Source organism: Streptomyces sp. SGAir0957 (genome assembly GCF_043523415.1).
In genome coordinates this window covers 7,747,107-7,763,469 of sequence record NZ_CP027293.1, presented here as the reverse complement: position 1 = coordinate 7,763,469, position 16,363 = coordinate 7,747,107, and the positions used below count along the sequence as shown (strand labels likewise).

Below are 16,363 nucleotides of genomic sequence, written 5' to 3'. Positions count from 1 at the left end.
TTCTCCCCGGAGGGTCAATGGAACCGAGCAAGCCCGCGAATTCCGTCGTCAAGGCGCTACGGGTGCTCCACGCGGTGGCCCGCGCCGACGGGCCGCACCGGCTCGGCGACATCGCGGAGCGCTCCGGCGTCTCCAAGGCATCCACCCACCGGGTCCTGGCCACGCTCGTGGAAGAGGGCTACGCGGCGCCCGACGGCGAGGGCCGGTACGGCAGCGGGGTCCAACTGCGCGCGCTGGCGGCGCAGGTCCTCGCCGACGACGCGGTCGGCATCGACGCGGTGCTGCGCGCGCTGCAACAGCGGCTCGGGCAGGCGGTCCACCTCGCGGTGCTCAGCGGCGACCACGCGACGTACACGCACAAGGTCGACCCGGGTCACGCGTACCGGATCGCCACCGACGTCGGCACCCCGCTCCCCCTGCACGCGACAGCGGCGGGCAAGGCACTGCTCGCGCACCTGCCGCCACAGGAGGCGGCGGAGATCCTGGGCCGCACGGGCCTCCCGGCGCGCACCCCGCGCACCCACACGGACCGTGCCGCCCTGACGCAGGAGCTGGCGGCGATCCGCGAGGCCGGATACGCCACCGACTACGAGGAGGCGGACGCGTCGATCTGCTCCCTGGCCGCCCCGGTGCTCGACGCCGACGGCACCGCGGTCGGGGCCGTCTCGGTCTCGTCCCTCACGTTCCTGGTCACGGAGGAGCAGCTGGCGGCGTTCGCGCCCGCGGTGCGGCAGGCGGCGGAGGACGTGTCGCGCAGACTCTGACCCGCACTCCGGGTCCGTGGTGCAAATGTGGTGCGTTTCTGATTCGCCTATGGTTCACTCGGGGAGTCAGCAGCCCAACCGAGCCTTACCGATGAGGAGGCCCCTCCATGGCGGCGCACCCGGAACACCCGCCCAGCGAACGCTTCTCGGTCACGCTCGCGCCGCCCGCCGTCGTCGCGGTCAACGAACTGTCCGAGACCGGCGGCGTCAGCAAGGCGGACGTCATCAACCGCGCCGTGCTGCTGCTCGGCTTCGTCGAGCGGGAGCGGGCCGCGGGCCACGAGCTGATGATCCGCAGGACGGACGGCGAGCTGGAGCGCATCCACATCCTTTAGTACGGGGTCGCACGGGCCCCTGCTCGTACGGGCCCCTACTCGTCCGCGCCGGGCAGCCGGGTGTCCCCGTCCGACCAGTGGTTGATCCAGCCGCACGCACCGCAGGCGTAGCGGCCGTTGATGCCCGCGACCACGGTGCCGCAGCCTCCGCACTGCTTCTCCGTGACCTGCTGCCCGGCCAGGAACTCGGCGGCCGCGGCCGCCGTCTGCACGTTCTGATCATGCGAGTTCATGGCGCCCCCCTACCCAGCGGAGCGCCCCTCAACAAACCTCGTCCGCCATTCGCGCCCCTCAGGAGCCCCCCGTGCCCGCGTCCCCCCGTATCCACGTCGGATCCGTCGTCGACGACTTCACCCTGCCCGACGAGACGGGCACCCCCACGTCCCTGTCCTCGCTGCTGCGCGAGGGGCCGGTGGTGCTGTTCTTCTACCCGGCCGCGATGACCGCCGGCTGCACCGCCGAGGCCTGCCACTTCCGGGACCTCGCCGCCGAGTTCGCCGCGGTCGGCGCCCGCCCGGTCGGGGTCAGCTCGGACCCCGTGGAGCGGCAGCAGGAGTTCGCGGGGCGCAACACGCTCGGCTTCCCGCTGCTCTCGGACCCGGAGGGCGACGTGCGCGGGCGGTTCGGCGTGGCCCGCGGCTTCGGCCCGCTGCCGACCAAGCGGGCCACGTTCGTCATCGGCACCGACCGCCGCGTCCTGGAGATCGTCCGCAGCGAGTTCCGGATGAGCGCGCACGCGGACCGGGCGCTGGCCGCCCTGCGCGCGGCCGGCGCCCGGTAACCGCGCTAACGGCGGCTGCGGACCAGCAGGTACACGAAGTACGGCGTCCCGATGACCGCCGTCATCAGGCCCGCGCCGAGCTGCGCCGGCGCGATCACCGTGCGGCCGAGCAGATCGGAGGCGCACACCAGGATCGCGCCGAGCAGCATCGCGACGGGCACGACCCGTACGTGCCTGCGGCCCACGAGGGCGCGTGCCGCGTGCGGGGCGATGAGGCCGACGAAGCCGATCGTGCCCGCCGCGGCCACGGCCGTGGCGCTGAGCAGCACGCTCAGGACGAGGAAGCCGAAGCGGCCGCGCGCGAGGTCGAGGCCGAGCAGGCGCGGGGTGTCCTCGTCGAGGGAGACGAGGTCGAGTTCCCTGCGCCGGACGACCGTGACGGCGGTGGCGATCAGGAGCACCGCCGCCACCGGCAGGACGTCGGTCCCCGTGCGCCCGTACGTCGAACCCGACAGCCAGATCAGGGCCTTGGTGGCGCTGAACCGGTCGGTGAGCACGATCAGCAGGCTGATCAGCGCGGTCGCGCCGGTGGCGACGCCCATGCCGATCAGGACGAGCCTGCTCTGCTGGAACCCGCCCTTCGCGGCGAGCCCGAACACGAGCGAGGAGCTGAGCGCGGCGCCCGCGAGCGCCGCGCCCGCGATGGCCCACGCCCCGGCCCCCGGCGCGGTGGTGACGAGCAGGACGGCGCCGAGCCCCGCGCCGCCGGAGACGCCGAGGGTGCCGGGTTCGGCGAGCGGGTTGCGGCTGACGGACTGGACGAGGGTGCCGGAGAGGGCGAGCGCCGCGCCCGCGGTGAGGGCGGCCAGGACGCGCGGCACCCGGGTGTCGAGGACGAAGCTGACGGCCTGCCCGGCCCGCCCGGTCAGCCAGTTGGTGACGTCGCCGAGGAGCAGCGTGTTGTCGCCGACGAGGACCCCGGCGACGGTCGCGCCGATCAGGACGGCCACGAGGACGACCACGGTGAGCGTGAACGCGGCCCGGCTCGGGATGCGCAGGTGCTCCTGCGCGGCGGCGGCGTCGCCGTCCCGCATCCGTACGGCCATGACGACGAGGAAGACGGCGCCGACGACGCTGGTGACGACGCCGGTCGGCACGGTCACCGCGGTCTCGGCCGAGGTCACGGTGCGCAGCAGCACGTCGGCGCCGAGCACGAGCGCCGCGCCGACGAGCCCGGCGACGGGGATCCGCAGCCGGTGCCGTACGAGGGGACGGATCCGGCGCGCGAGCGGCCGCACGAGGGCCGGTGCGCACAGACCGACGAAGCCGATGGGCCCGGCGAGCGTCACCGACGCGGCCGACAGGAGCGCGGCGAGGACGACCGCGAGGACGCGGGTGGAGCGGACGGAGACGCCCAGGCCGCGCGCCGCTTCGTCGCCGAGGGCGAGGGCGTCGACGCGCCGGGCGAGGAAGCCGAGCGCGATCAGGGCGGCGAGCACGACCGGCGCCATGCGGACGATGCCGCCGAAGCCGTTCTGGCTGATGCTGCCCTGGGCCCACTGGTAGATGCCGTCGGTGGACTCGGGGAACAACAGGAGCAGCGCCTCGACGACGGCGTTGAGGCCGAGGGTCAGCGCGCTGCCCGCGAGAACGAGGCGCACCGATCCGGCCCCGCGTCCGGCGAGGCCGAGGACGACGGCGGCCGCCGCGAGGCCCCCGGCGAACGCCACCGAGGACGAGGCGAGCAGCGGCAGGCTGACCCCGGTCACGGTGAGCACGCTCAGGGCGAGGTACGAACCGGCGTTGACCGCGAGGGTGTCGGGCGCGGCGAGCACATTGCGGCTGACGGCCTGGAGGACGGCGCCGGCCGCGCCGAGCGCGACGCCGACGAGGATCCCGGCGACCATGCGGGGCAGCCGGGAGGCGACGACCACGGAGGCGTCGCCCTCGTCGGCGCGCCCGGTGAGCGCCTTCCACACCTGGCCCGCGCCGACGGACGCGGTGCCCTGGGTGATGTCGACGACGGCCAGGGCGAGAACGAGAAGGAGGAGCCCGACCGTCACCGCGACCGCGCCCGAGAGGGACCGGGTCGTGCGCTCGGGCATGGCGGCGGGGGTTGCGGTGACGGTCATGGCCTACTTCGTGAGAGTGCTGACGACCGCGTCGATGTACTTCTCCATCGACTTCGGTCCACCGAACATCCAGATGCCATCGTCGAGGCGGTGCACGTCACCGGCCTTGACGAAGGGCAGCGACTTCCAGACGGAGTTTCCGGCGAGGTCCTTGGTGAAGACGTCGGTCTCGGCCTTGTTGCCGATGTAGAGGAACCGGGTGTCCTTGCCGAGCCCGGTCAGCCCTTCCACGTCGGTGGTGGCGAGGCCGTAGTCCTTGTCGCCCTTGAGCTTCCAGGCGTTCTTCAGGCCGAGCGCCTCGTTGACGGTGCCGACCTGGGAGGCGCTGGTGTAGGCGCGCACGGAGACCTGGTTGGAGGCGGAGTAGCCGTCGGCGAAGGCGATCTCCTTCCCGGCGAGGCCCGCGTCCTTCAGCGCCTTGCGGCCCGCGGCGACCTTGGCCTCGTACTCCGTCTTGGCGGCCTTGGCCTCGGTCTCCTTGCCGGTCGCCTTGGCGATGGTGTCGAGCGTGGCGTTCATCTGCCCGATCTGGTCGGCGCCGTTGGCGGCCTTGACCTGGAGAACGGGGGCGATCTTCTTCATCTGCTTGATCGCGGACGCCGACAGGTCGGTGGTGGCGACGATGAGATCGGGGGCGAGGCCCGCGATGGTGTCCATGCTGGGCTCGCCGCGGGTGCCGATGTCCTTGGGCGAGCCGGTCAGCGGGGCGGCCTTGTCCCACGCCGTGTAGCCCTTGACGTCGGCGACGCCCACGGGGTCGACGCCGAGGGTGACGAGGGACTCGACGACGTTCCACTCGGTGCCGACGACCTTGGTGGCCGCGTGGTCGAGCGTCACCTTGGCACCGTTGGCGTCGGTGACGGTGATCTTCTCGCTCTTGCTGTCGGCCGAGGCCTTGGCGGGCTCGGACGAACCGCAGCCGGACAGGGCGAGGGCTGCCGCGGTGGCGGCGGCCGCGGTGATCAGGAGTCGTCTCATGGCGTGCTGTGGAGCCTTTCGCTTCTGCTGTGGTGCCGGCCCATCGCGCGGGTGCGCAGCCGGCCGGTGAGGGGGTCGGTGTCGACGTCGATGCGGATGCCGTACGTCTCGGAGAGCCGCTCGGGCCGGAGGACGTCCTCCGGTGTGCCGTCGGCGATGATGCGTCCCGCGCTGAGCAGGGCGATCCGGTCGGCGACGGCCGCGGCCTGGTCGAGGTCGTGCAGGACGACGCCGACGGCGATGCCGTCGTCGTCCGCGAGGTCCCGCATCAGATCGAGGAGTTCGACCTGGTAGCGCAGGTCGAGGTAGGTGGTGGGCTCGTCGAGCAGGAGCACGCCGGTCTGCTGCGCGAGGCAGCCCGCGAGCCACACCCGCTGCAACTGGCCGCCGGAGAGCTGGTCGACGCCGCGCTCGGCGAGTCCGGCGACCCCGGTCATGGCGAGCACGCGCTCGACCACCTCGGCGCCGTCGGGGTCGGTGCGCCCCCAGCGGCCCCGGTAGGGATAGCGGCCGAACTCGACCACATCGCGGACGGTGAGCCCGGCGGGCGTGGGGCGGCTCTGCGTCAACAGGGCGACCCTGCGCGCGAACTGACGGGTCGTGAGGCCGAATCCGTCCGTCGCGTCGGTGGTCCCGGGGTCGAGGGTCAGCGTGCCCGTGCGGGCGCCCTGGAGCCGGGCGATCGTGCGCAGCAAGGTCGACTTGCCGCTGCCGTTGGGGCCGACCAGGGCGGTCACTTCGCCGGGCCGCAGGACGAGGGCCGCGTCGTGCACGACGTCGACGCCGTCGTACGACACGGTCACCTGCGCGGCCGACAGCTCGTGACCGCGCGGACGTGGGGCGCTGCCTGCGCGTTCACCAGATCTCACGAATCGAAGGTTAGCCTAACCTTATCTGGCGCGAAACCACCCCTCACCTGTGCACACGCGAACCGGCTCCCCGCTGCGTGACAGCAGGGGCGGGTGGTAATGTTCTCGGACCTTTCGCATGAGTCGAGGAGCCGAACATGGTGGGTGACGACGACATCTCCGGATGAGATCCGGATCTGACAGGCCATCGGCCGGTGCCACGTACGCCGTGGAGCATCGCACGCCGTCATGGCCTCACAGTCGTCCCCTTTTCCATGTCCGGGTGGCCCTTTGCCGGCCCCCGCCCTCTCCGTGAGGTCTCCCCATGCCCGACATGTCCGTCATCTGCTCGAACCTGTCCTTCTCCTGGCCGGACGACACCCCCGTGCTCGACTCCCTGTCGTTCACCGTGCCCACCGGCCGCACCGGCCTCGTGGCGCCCAACGGCTCCGGCAAGAGCACGCTGCTGCGGCTCATCGCCGGTGAACTGACCCCGACCAGGGGCTCGGTCACCGTCCACGGCACCCTCGGCCACCTCCCGCAGACCCTCCCGCTCAGCGGCGGCCTCACCGTGGCCGAGGTCCTCGGCGTCGACGCCGTGATCCGCGCCCTCGACGCCGTCGAGTCCGGCGACGTGGACGAGGAGCACTTCACCGTCATCGGCGACGACTGGGACATCGAGGAGCGCACCCGCGCCCAGCTCGACGCGCTCGGCCTCGGCGGGATCGCCCTCGACCGCCCCCTCGCCACCCTCAGCGGCGGCCAGGCCGTCTCGCTCGGCCTCGCCGCACAGCTCCTGAAGCGCCCGGACGTCCTCCTCCTGGACGAGCCCACCAACAACCTCGACCTCGACGCCCGCCACCACCTCTACGACGTCCTGGAGCAGTGGCACGGCACGCTCCTCCTGGTCAGCCACGACCGCGCGCTCCTCGACCGCATGGACCGCATCGCCGAACTCCACGCCGGTGAACTCCGCCTCTTCGGCGGCAACTTCACCGCCTACGAGGAAGCCGTACGGGCCGAGCAGGAGGTCGCCGAGAAGAACGTCCGCAACGCCGAGCAAGAGGTGAAACGGGAGAAGCGCGAGCTCCAGCAGGCCCGCGAACGCGCCGACCGGCGCGCCTCCAACGCCGCCCGCAACCTGAAGAACGCCGGGCTCCCCCGCATCTTCGCCGGGAACATGAAGCGCGGCGCCCAGGAGGCGGCGGGCAGGGCCGGACAGACGCACGCCCACCGGGTCGGCGAGGCTCAGGCGCGGCTCGACGCGGCCGAGCGCGCCGTGCGCGACGAGCCCACCCTCGCCCTCGACCTGCCGGACACCCGCGTGCCCGCCGGACGCACCGTCTTCCACGGCGAGGGGCTGCGTCTCAAGCGCGGCGACCGGGAGCTGTTCGCGGGCGAGGGCGTCGACCTCACCGTGCGCGGGCCCGAGCGCATCGCGCTGACCGGTCCCAACGGCACGGGCAAGACCTCGTTGCTGCGGCTGATCAGCGGTGACCTCGCGCCCGACGAGGGCACGGTCAGGCGCGCCGACGGCCGCGTCGCCTACCTCTCCCAGCGCCTCGATCTGCTCGATCCGGACCGTACGGTCGCCGAGAACTTCGCCGGGTTCGCGCCGGAACGGCCCGAGGCCGAGCGCATGAACCTGCTTGCCCGCTTCCTCTTCCGCGGGCCGCGCGCCCAGCTGCCCGTCGGCGTGCTCTCCGGCGGCGAACTCCTGCGCGCGACCCTGGCCTGCGTCCTGTGCGCCGAACCCGCGCCGCAGCTCCTCCTCCTGGACGAGCCGACGAACAACCTGGACCTGGCCGGTGTCGCCCGCCTGGAGAGCGCGCTCACCGCCTACAAGGGCGCGTTCCTCGTGGTCAGCCATGACGAGCGGTTCCTCGCCACGATCGGCGTCGACCGTGCGCTGCGCCTCGCCGACGGCCGCCTCACCGAGACCGCCGTGCGGGAGGTGGGCGACGATGCCTGAACCGGCCCTGCTCGCCCACGACCTCGTCCGCACCCTGGGCACCCGGCGCGTCCTGGACGGCGTCTCCCTCACCGCCTCCCCCGGCCACCGCATCGGCCTCATCGGCGAGAACGGTGTCGGCAAATCGACACTGCTGCGGCTGCTCGCCGGAGCGGACACCCCCGACGCCGGAACCGTCGAACGCCCCCGCGACCTCGGCTTCCTTCACCAGGAGATGCCGTACGACGCCGGGACGACCCTCGCCGACGTCCTGGCCGACGCGCTGCGCGAGGCCCGCGACGACCTCGCCGAGCTGGAACGCCTCGGCGACCTCCTCGCCCGCACCCCCGAGGACGACGCCTCCTGCCCGGAGCTGCTCGACTCCTACGGGCGGCGGCTCGAAAGCGCCCAGGAGCGCGAGGTCTGGGACGCCGACCGGCGCGCCGCCCTCACCCTGACCGGGCTCGGCCTCGACGCGCTCCCGCACACCCGGACCCTCGGGTCTTTGTCGGGCGGACAGCGCGGCCGCCTCGCTCTCGCGGCGCTCCTCGTACGGCGGCCCTCCGCGCTGCTCCTGGACGAGCCGACGAACCACCTCGACGACGGCGCGGCCCGCTTCCTGGAGGAGCAACTGCGGGCGCTGCCCGGCGCGGTGGTCCTGGCCAGCCACGACCGCGCCTTCCTCGACGCCGTCTGCACGGATCTCATCGACCTCGATCCGGCCGTCGACGGACCCGTGCGCTACGGCGGGAACTACAGCGCCTACCTGGCGCAGAAGCGGGCCGAGCGCGAGCGGTGGGAGCGGCGGTACGCCGAGGAGCAGGAGGAGTTGGAGCGGCTGCGGACCTCGGCCGGGGTCACCGCGCACCGGGTCGCCCCCGACCGGGGCATGCGCGACAACGAGAAGATGGGGTACGGCGTCCGGGCGAACCGGGTGCAGAGCCAGATCGCCCGGCGCGTGCGCAACGCGGGCCGCCGCCTCGACGAGCTGGAGCGCCGCCAGGTCGGGGAGCCGCCGCGCCCGCTGCGGTTCCGGCCGGTATCGCTCGGCGGAGCCGACGGGGCCGACGGGGCCGACGGGGCCGACGGGGCCGACGGGGCCGACGAGCCCCTGGTGGCGCTGCGGCACGCGCGCGTGGCGGGCCGGCTGTACCTGGACCGGCTCGATGTGTCCCCCACCGAGCGGCTGTTGGTGACCGGGGTGAACGGCAGCGGCAAGTCGACCCTGCTCGCCGTGCTGGCGGGACGACTGCCCGTCGAGGGCGAGGTGCGCCGCAGGGAGGGCGCGAGCGTGGGGCTGCTCGCGCAGGACTCCGTGTTCGCCCGGCCCGAGCGGACGGCACGCGAGACCTACACGCGCGTGCTCGGCTTCGAGCGGGCCGACGCGGTGCCGCTGCGCTCCCTCGGGCTGCTGCCCGAGAGCGACCTCGACAAGCAGGTCGGGCAGCTCTCGGTCGGGCAGCGGCGGCGGCTCGCGCTCGCCCTGCTCATGGCGGCCCCGCCCGCACTCCTGCTCCTGGACGAGCCGACGAACCATCTGTCCCCGCGCCTGTGCGACGAGTTGGAGGACGCGCTGGGCGCGGGCCCCGGCGCGCTCGTGGTCGCCAGCCACGACCGGTGGCTGCGCGGCCGGTGGCAAGGGCGGGAGCTACGGCTCGACGCGCACGCGCAGTGATCACCGTGCTCATTTTTCGCCAATAGACCGCACTTTTCACGCTTCCTCATGCTCGCAACGTGCTGTTAACCCGGCGATCACCATTGCACAGCTAATCTTCCTCTTGACCATTGGTTGACCAACCATTGGTTTCTGCTTGAAGTTTGAAACCCGTGGGAGGAGGCACGCGTTGCGAGGTCGGAGGGGCCGAACCTGGGTGACACTGGCCGTCGCGGCCGTGCTCACCCTGTCGTCCTTCGCTTTCGCACGTGCGTTCACTCCCGCACATGAGCCGCGGCCGTGGACGGTGGCGGCCGCCGCCGAGCGGATTCCGGTTGCCGCACCCGGGCAGCCGCGCGCCCACGACCCGGTCGAGGCGCTCCGCGCCAGGGACCGGCACCGGGCCGCCGCCCGCGGCGCCCAGTCCCCCGGCCCCGCCCCGCTGCCCGCGGGGCGGCGGCACCCGGCGTTCGCCCCGTTTCTCCCGGTCACGGACGTGCGCGCCCGCCCGTGCCGCTCCGTGCCGGACCTCACCCCCGCCGCGCTGCAGGTCTTCCTCTGCTGACAGGGGGCTGCCACCCCCCACCGTCCTGTCAGTCCGACGCGCCCCCACGGCGCGCCAGGAGGAAACGTCACGTCATGCAGCCCCTCATCGACCACGCCCGTACGTTCGGACAGCGCCCCGAGGAGTTCGCCGGGCTCGCCGAAGGGCAGTCCCCCCAGGCCCTGTTCATCACCTGCTCCGACTCGCGGGTCGTGCCCGCGCTGATCACCGGCGCCCGCCCCGGGGAGCTCTTCGAGCTGCGCACCGCGGGCAACATCGTGCCCGACCCGGCCGGCGGCCCCTGCGGCGAGGCCGCGACCATCGAGTACGCCGTCGAGGTGCTCGGCGTCCAGGACATCGTCGTGTGCGGGCACTCGCACTGCGGCGCCGTCGGCGCGCTGGTGCGCGGCGACGACCTCACGGCCGTCCCCCAGGTCCGCGACTGGCTCGCGCACGCGGCGACAGGGCCCACCGGCAAGGACCCCTCGGACCCGACGGTCGAGGCGGCCGTGCAGCAGCACGTCGTGACCCAGCTGGAGCGGCTGCGCACGTACCCGTGCGTGCAGCGGCGGCTCGCGGACGGCCGCGTGCGCCTGCACGGCTGGTACTACGAGGTGCACACCGGCCGCGTCCGGACGCACCGCGCCGGGACCGACGCCTTCGAGGCGCTGTGAGCGCCCCCGAGCGCGCGGCCACGCGCAAGTACCCCCATCTGCGGGCCGACTTCACCGCCTCCCTCGTCGTCTTCCTCGTCGCGCTGCCGCTGTGCGTGGGCGTCGCGGTCGCCTCGGGCGTCCCGGCCGAACTCGGCCTGGTCACCGGCATCGTCGGCGGCATCGTCACCGGGCTCATGCGCGGCAGCAGCCTCCAGGTGTCGGGCCCGGCGGCCGGGCTCACCGTCCTCGTGTACGAGGCCGTGGACGAGTTCGGTCTGCCGGTGCTCGGCGTCATCGTCCTGGCGACCGGGCTGCTCCAGATCGGCATGGGCGCCCTGAGGATCGGCCGCTGGTTCCGGGCCATCTCGGTGTCGGTGGTCGAGGGGATGCTCGCCGGGATCGGGCTGGTCCTCATCGCGGGCCAGCTCTACACCGTCCTGGACGCGAAGGCGCCGGAGTCGGGGCTCGGCAAGATAGCCGGGCTGCCGGAGGCGCTCGTCGGCGTCGCGAGCAGTACCGCGGGGCTCGCCTCGCTCGCGCTCGGCGCGGGCACCGTCGCGGTCCTGGTGCTGTGGAAGCACCTGCCCGCGCGCGTGCGGGTGGTTCCCGGGCCGCTCGCCGCGGTCGGCCTCGCGACGGCGGCCTCGGTCGTCTTCTCCGCGCCCGTGACCACCGTCGAGGTCAACGGGCTTCTCGGGTCGATCCAGCCGCCGTCCATGGACGCCTTCGGCGAACTCGCGGGCATCGGGCTGATCGGCACCATCGTGGCGTTCACGCTCATCGCGTCCGCCGAGTCCCTGTTCAGCGCGGCGGCCGTGGACCGGATGCACGACGGGCCCCGGACCGCGTACGACAAGGAGCTGATGGCGCAGGGCGCGGGCAACGCGGTGTGCGGTGTGCTCGGCGCGCTGCCGATGACCGCGGTGATCGTGCGCAGCTCGGCCAACGTGCAGGCGGGCGCCCGCACCAAGGCGTCCCGCGTCCTGCACGGCGTCTGGCTGCTGCTGTTCGCGGCCCTGCTGCCGGGCGTCCTCGCCTACATCCCGCTCCCGGCGCTCGCGGGCGTCCTGGTGCACGCGGGGGCCAAACTGATCCCGGCCCGCTCGCTCGTGACGTTGTGGCGCGAGCACCGGGGCGAGGCGCTGATCCTGGTCGTCACCGCGGTGTCGATCGTCGCGGTCAGCATGTTCGAGGGCGTCCTCGTCGGCATCGCTCTGTCCGTCGCCAAGACGGCCTGGGACGCCTCGCACGTGAAGCTGGAGGTCTTCGACAAGGGGGCGGGCCCCGTCCAGGCGTACCTGACGGGCAACGCGACGTTCCTGCGGCTGCCGAAGATCCTCGACAGCCTGGAGGCGTTGCCGCAGAACCGGCCCGTCGAGCTGCATCTGTCCGGGGTGCACCACCTCGACCACGCGTGCAGGACGGCCCTGGAGAACTGGGCGGAGCGGCACAGTTCCGCCGAGACGGAACCGGTGAAGGTCACCACCGAGGCCACCACCAAGGTCACCACCAAGGTCACCACCACCTGACCCGCCGTCAGTCGTCGAGCACGGCGGCGACCGCCTCGATCTCCACGAGCTGGTCGTGGTAGCCGAGCACCGTGACCCCCATCAGGGTGCTCGGCACGTCGTGCTCGCCGAACGCGTCGCGGACCACTTCCCAGGCCGTCACCAGGTCCGGCTGCCGGGCCGACGCGACGAGTACACGGGTGCTGATGACGTCCTGGAGGTCCGCGCCCGCCGCGGCGAGCGCGGTCCGCAGGTTCTCGACGCAGCGGGCCGCCTGGCCCGCGTAGTCACCGACGGCGACGGTCGCGCCGTCCTCGTCCAGCGGGCAGGACCCGGCGAGGAAGATCAGCCGCGCGCCGGCCGGCGCGGTCGCCGCGTACGCGTACTCGGCGACGTCGGATAGCGCGGCCGAGCGGATGAGGGTGACGGCACGGACCATGGGGGGCATCCCTTCTGACAGTGGCGCCGCGCCCGGGTCCGGCCCGGTCGCGGCGCCCCATCAGATCACGGCTGCCAGCGCATGGTCGCGCAGTTGTTGCCCGCCGCCTTGCCGTCGAGACGGTCCGTCAGCCAGTCGATGGCGCTGCCCTGGTCGGTCAGGAGCGGCGCGAAGTGGTTGAGCAGGGCGCGCCCCACGTTCGGCAGGATCACCGGCTTGTACGTGACCTGGGCGCCGCGCCCGCACCAGTCGACGGCCATCTGCCGCGCCTGGCCGTGCGGCACGAGGTTGTCGCTGACACCGGTGGCCACCCGGACCGGACCGGCCGGCTTCATCGTGCCGATCCGCTGCTCGGCGAGGAACGCCTGGAGCTTCGGCTCGGACGCGATGATCTCCGCGAGGGACTTTCCGTCGCTGGTCCAGTCCGCGCTGCGGGCCGAGTTGTAGCGGAAGATGGTGTCGCCCACGCACATCGTCGACAGGTCGTCGAGCGCGGCCCGGCCCTTGTCGTTGAGGTGCGCCTCGGCGATCGGCCGCAGCTCCGGGTCGGACTGCAGGAACCCGTTGAGGGACCAGCCGAGGGCGCCCGCGAGATCGGTGCCGTCGATGCCCTTCGTCGTCTCCAGCAGATCGGCGGGCGGCGCCCCCGCGTACGTACCGGCGAGGGTGATCTCGGGCGCGTACGAGGGCTGGAGTTCGGCGGCGGCCGCGGTGGCGCCGCCGCCCTGGCTGTAGCCGAACAGGCCGACGCGGGAGGCGGCGGTGACCGTCGCGCCCTGGAGCGCGCGGGCGGCACGGACCGCGTCGAGCACGGCGTGGCCCCCGTCGAGCCGGTTGACGTAGGTGTGCAGCCGGTCGGTGGCGCCCAGGCCGACGTAGTCGGTGACGACGACCGCGACGCCCTGCGCGAGCAGCCGGTAGATCGACAGGTCCTCGTAACCGACCGACACCGTCTCGCCGTTGAGGCTCAGCGGGTGCTCCAGGCCGAGCGAGGCCGCGCACTGGTCGCCCTGGCCCATGGTGCCGGGCGCCACGGCGACGAGCGGGCGCGGCCCCGTGCCGCGCCACTTCGCGGTCGGCTCGATGTAGGCGCCGGTGACCGCGGCGGGGCCGCCGGTCGAGTCGGTCGTGCGGTACATGATGCGGGTCGCCTTGCCGGGCAGCGGGCCGTGCAGCGTCGGCAGGCTCAGGGCCAGCTTGAGAGGCTCGCTGCGGATGAGCGCGCCGTTGGCGTCGGGCAGTTCGGCGGGCGGGTTGTAGAACTCGGGGATGGTGACGCCGCGCGAGACCACGTTCTGCGCGCCGGTCGCCGCGGCGGCGGCGGGCAGGGCCTGCGCGCCGACACAGGCGGCGACGGTGACGGCGGCGGCCAGCAGGCGGGCGGGAGCGGGCATGGCAAACCTCCAGAGTGCAGGCGGAGTTGGGGCTCCGGACCTGGCGGAGTCGGCCGGGGCGGGGCAGGCCGACGGTGCGTGCGGCCCGGTCGTCCCACCGTCCCCACGCATTCGCGGGGACGGTATCCAGGACGGCGTTACCGCGGGTAGCACTCGGAGGGTTACGTTTCAGTAACTTACTTGCGCGTAGAAAAGCACGCGCCGCTTACGCGTTGACGTCGAACGGCACGCCCGAGGGCAGCGCACCCGCGAGATGACTGGCGAAACTGCTGTCCTTCAGGCCGAAGTTGGCGCTCCCGAAGTCGTACGCGCTCAGCTTGTCGCGCAGCCCGGCCGGATAGCCGTTCCAGCCGACGAGCGTCGGGAACTGCCAGGTGCCCTTGTGGTTCTCCGGCGGTTCGTCGTTCGCGGACGCCGGACGGAAGCAGTGCGTGCCGATGCCGTCCTTGTGATAGACGATCTTGGGATGGGTGCCGTCCCAGCGGATCTGGTCGCGGGGGTAGACGTGGAACCCGCCGTGGGCGGAGGTCGAGACGTAGGCGGCCTGCCCGTCGTGCACCCAGACGACCACGTGCTCCCAGTCGTTGCGGTGCCCGCCGAGCCCGCTGCCCGCGACCGCCTGGTCCTTCTCGAAGTAGAGCCCGTACAGGATGGCGCACCAGCCGTTGTTGCACTTGGTGCGGGAGTAGCCGTTGGTGTTGTCGAGGTCGGAGGCGTCGCGGCACTGCCCGTTGAGCGCGCCGCTCGGCTTGAGTCCGCCGTTGACCGTGCCGTCGGGCCCGATGGCGGGGGTGGGATAGCAGCCGTCGGTGTCGTAGTCGTAGGCGGGCTGGTAGGTCTGCTCGGTCGCGTCGGCGTTGCCGGGCAGCGCCATCGGCGGCGCGGCGAGGGCGCTGCCCGCGAAGCCGATGACGAGGGCGAGGGCGCCGCCGGTGGCGAGAGCGGCGCGGCGGATGGTGCGGGAGGGGTTCACGGCGTCTCCTGCGCGCGTCGGCGCGGGGCACGGCATGACGCTCGGATCATGCCGTGCCCCGCGTTCCCAGTGGTCAGGCTGTGTGCAGGGTCAGTCCGTAGCGGCCCAGGATCTCGTTGATGGGCTGGTACCAGGTCTCACCGCCGCTGCTGCAGTTGCCCCAGCCGCCGGAGGTGACGCCCTGGGCCTGGTCGCCGCTGATGAACGAGCCGCCGGAGTCGCCGCCTTCGGCGCACACGCTCGTCTTCGTCATCTGGTGGACGGCGCCCTGGCTGTAGTTGACGGTCTCGTTCTTGGCGAGGACCGTGCCGCAGTGCCAGTGCGTGGTGGAGCCGGAGCGGCAGATGGAGGCGCCGACCGGAGCCTCGTTCGAGCCGCGCACGAGCTGGTCGGAGACCGTGCCCCAGCCGAGGACGACCGGGACGGTCCACCAGCCGCTGCCGACGTTGACCCAGGCGTAGTCGTTGTCGGGGAACGACGAGCCCTGGAAGTTGCCGACGTACGAGCCGTCCCAGCCGCTCACGCTCTGCCCGGCGCCGCCGCAGTGGCCGGCCGTGACGAAGCCGCCGTGGACGGAGAAGCCGATGGAACAGCGGACGTTGCCCGTGTAGTACGGGTCGCCGCCGACCGTGCCCGCGGCGAAGGTGCTCGGGGCGTGCTCGGTGGCACGGACCGTCAGCGGGCCCGCCTTGCCCGCGCGGGCGAGGAACGCCTTGACATCGTTGTCGTCCCGCTTGGCGTCGAGCACCTCGACGACGACGCGGTTGGACTGCCAGTCGACGCGCCAGCTGCTCACGCCGGCCGGGGCGTCGAGCGCGTCGATGCGCTTCTTGGCGGCGTCGAGCTGGGCCGCGCTGTGGCCGACGAGCTTGACGGTGGCTCCCGTGGCCCGTACCGCGGCGGCCTTGGCGCGGTCGGTGACGGCGACGGTCAGCTCCTGGTCCGTGGGGGTCAACCAGGAACCGGCGTAGGCGGATCCGGCGGCGCTCCGGGCCTTCTTCTCGGTGGCGGTCGCCTGCTTCTCGGCCGCGAGTCGCGCCTTGGCCTGCGGCGCGGTGAGGCCGAAGTCGCGCTGCATTGCGGTGAGGAGGCCCTCGGAGGCGGCGGGGCGCTCGGCCCGGGGGGTGTCCGCGCCGGCCGCCTGGGCCGGGAGGAACCCGGCGGTGGCGCAGGCTCCGGAGACCAGGAGAGCGGTCAGGACGGCGCGTATGGGTCTGGTACGTCGCATGGGTCGGCCCTTCGTCGTTTCCCGTGTGGTGTGGGGTTGGCACAGGGGTGGAACGGCACGCGGGGTGCGCTCGTGCGGCAACGTCGTTGCGGTTCTGTGCAGTTCAGTGGAGTTCCGTGCGGTTCACTGGGGAGCGTAGCGAGTGATCATGAGCAGGTCCATGCCAATGGAGCGATGTGTTCCGGGCATTGTCCCGGCCGGGGCCGAGCGGGCCGGTGCGACGGTGAACTGCGGTTTC

At 73.0% G+C, this 16,363-nt stretch carries 16 protein-coding genes; 8 read left to right on the top strand and 8 right to left on the bottom strand.

Annotated features, from left to right (window positions below; translation table 11 throughout):
* Positions 1 to 17 precede the first annotated feature (17 nt).
* Both C1N81_RS40470 and C1N81_RS40465 read left to right on the top strand, forming a co-directional pair.
* Complete coding sequence (locus C1N81_RS40470; RefSeq protein WP_394436409.1) at positions 18 to 764, top strand: IclR family transcriptional regulator; 747 nt, start codon at positions 18 to 20, stop codon at positions 762 to 764.
* A gap of 107 nt (positions 765 to 871) precedes the next feature.
* A complete protein-coding gene (locus C1N81_RS40465; RefSeq protein WP_394436408.1) occupies positions 872 to 1,099 on the top strand; it encodes a hypothetical protein in 228 nt (75 codons plus the stop codon).
* A 35-nt stretch (positions 1,100 to 1,134) separates the two neighbouring features.
* Here C1N81_RS40465 and C1N81_RS40460 read toward each other — a convergent pair whose 3' ends face one another.
* Entirely contained in the window at positions 1,135 to 1,332 is a 198-nt protein-coding gene (locus C1N81_RS40460) for a hypothetical protein (protein WP_394436407.1), read from the bottom strand.
* A 71-nt stretch (positions 1,333 to 1,403) separates the two neighbouring features.
* On the opposite strand from C1N81_RS40460, the gene C1N81_RS40455 reads away from it, so the two are divergent.
* Positions 1,404 to 1,880 carry a peroxiredoxin gene (locus C1N81_RS40455; protein WP_394436406.1) on the top strand — a complete coding sequence of 159 codons (477 nt, stop codon included), beginning with the start codon at positions 1,404 to 1,406 and terminating at the stop codon, positions 1,878 to 1,880.
* Positions 1,881 to 1,885: 5 nt separating this feature from the next.
* On the opposite strand, the gene C1N81_RS40450 is transcribed toward C1N81_RS40455, so the two are convergent.
* The 3 genes from C1N81_RS40450 to C1N81_RS40440 are packed head-to-tail and all read right to left on the bottom strand — an operon-like array spanning position 1,886 to position 5,799.
* On the bottom strand, positions 1,886 to 3,952 hold the full coding sequence (locus tag C1N81_RS40450; protein ID WP_394436405.1) for an iron ABC transporter permease: 2,067 nt from the start codon (positions 3,950 to 3,952) through the stop codon (positions 1,886 to 1,888).
* 3 nt (positions 3,953 to 3,955) lie between these two features.
* Positions 3,956 to 4,930, bottom strand: coding sequence for an ABC transporter substrate-binding protein (locus tag C1N81_RS40445; RefSeq protein WP_394436404.1), 975 nt, complete (start codon positions 4,928 to 4,930; stop codon positions 3,956 to 3,958).
* Positions 4,927 to 5,799, bottom strand: coding sequence for an ABC transporter ATP-binding protein (locus C1N81_RS40440; RefSeq protein WP_394436403.1), 873 nt, complete (start codon positions 5,797 to 5,799; stop codon positions 4,927 to 4,929). Before C1N81_RS40440 ends, C1N81_RS40445 begins: the two co-directional genes overlap by 4 nt.
* A 304-nt stretch (positions 5,800 to 6,103) precedes the next feature.
* Here C1N81_RS40440 and abc-f point away from each other — a divergent pair, with 304 nt between their 5' ends.
* The 5 genes from abc-f to C1N81_RS40415 all read left to right on the top strand — a co-directional run bounded on the left by abc-f (position 6,104) and on the right by C1N81_RS40415 (position 12,112).
* The gene (abc-f, locus tag C1N81_RS40435) at positions 6,104 to 7,750 is read left to right on the top strand and encodes a ribosomal protection-like ABC-F family protein (protein WP_394436402.1); all 1,647 of its coding nucleotides are present in this window, start codon (positions 6,104 to 6,106) and stop codon (positions 7,748 to 7,750) included.
* Positions 7,743 to 9,404: an ABC-F family ATP-binding cassette domain-containing protein gene (locus tag C1N81_RS40430; protein ID WP_394436401.1), complete on the top strand. Its 1,662-nt coding sequence runs from the start codon at positions 7,743 to 7,745 to the stop codon at positions 9,402 to 9,404. Before abc-f ends, C1N81_RS40430 begins: the two co-directional genes overlap by 8 nt.
* A 196-nt stretch (positions 9,405 to 9,600) precedes the next feature.
* Positions 9,601 to 9,948, top strand: a complete 348-nt coding sequence (locus tag C1N81_RS40425; protein ID WP_394436400.1) for a hypothetical protein — start codon at positions 9,601 to 9,603, stop codon at positions 9,946 to 9,948.
* A gap of 74 nt (positions 9,949 to 10,022) precedes the next feature.
* Positions 10,023 to 10,601, top strand: a complete 579-nt coding sequence (locus C1N81_RS40420; protein ID WP_394436399.1) for a carbonic anhydrase — start codon at positions 10,023 to 10,025, stop codon at positions 10,599 to 10,601.
* A complete protein-coding gene (locus C1N81_RS40415; RefSeq protein WP_394436398.1) occupies positions 10,598 to 12,112 on the top strand; it encodes a SulP family inorganic anion transporter in 1,515 nt (504 codons plus the stop codon). Before C1N81_RS40420 ends, C1N81_RS40415 begins: the two co-directional genes overlap by 4 nt.
* 7 nt (positions 12,113 to 12,119) lie before the next feature.
* Here the strand turns inward: C1N81_RS40415 and C1N81_RS40410 are convergent, their stop codons facing one another.
* From C1N81_RS40410 to C1N81_RS40395, 4 genes are all read right to left on the bottom strand, one after another.
* Complete coding sequence (locus tag C1N81_RS40410; RefSeq protein WP_394436397.1) at positions 12,120 to 12,530, bottom strand: RidA family protein; 411 nt, start codon at positions 12,528 to 12,530, stop codon at positions 12,120 to 12,122.
* A 65-nt stretch (positions 12,531 to 12,595) separates the two neighbouring features.
* Complete coding sequence (locus C1N81_RS40405; protein WP_394436396.1) at positions 12,596 to 13,924, bottom strand: lipase family protein; 1,329 nt, start codon at positions 13,922 to 13,924, stop codon at positions 12,596 to 12,598.
* Between the two features lie 205 nt (positions 13,925 to 14,129).
* Positions 14,130 to 14,933: an NPP1 family protein gene (locus C1N81_RS40400; RefSeq protein ID WP_394436395.1), complete on the bottom strand. Its 804-nt coding sequence runs from the start codon at positions 14,931 to 14,933 to the stop codon at positions 14,130 to 14,132.
* 37 nt (positions 14,934 to 14,970) lie between these two features.
* Positions 14,971 to 16,125, bottom strand: coding sequence for an alpha-lytic protease prodomain-containing protein (locus tag C1N81_RS40395; RefSeq protein WP_394436394.1), 1,155 nt, complete (start codon positions 16,123 to 16,125; stop codon positions 14,971 to 14,973).
* Between the last annotated feature and the right edge of the window lie 238 nt (positions 16,126 to 16,363).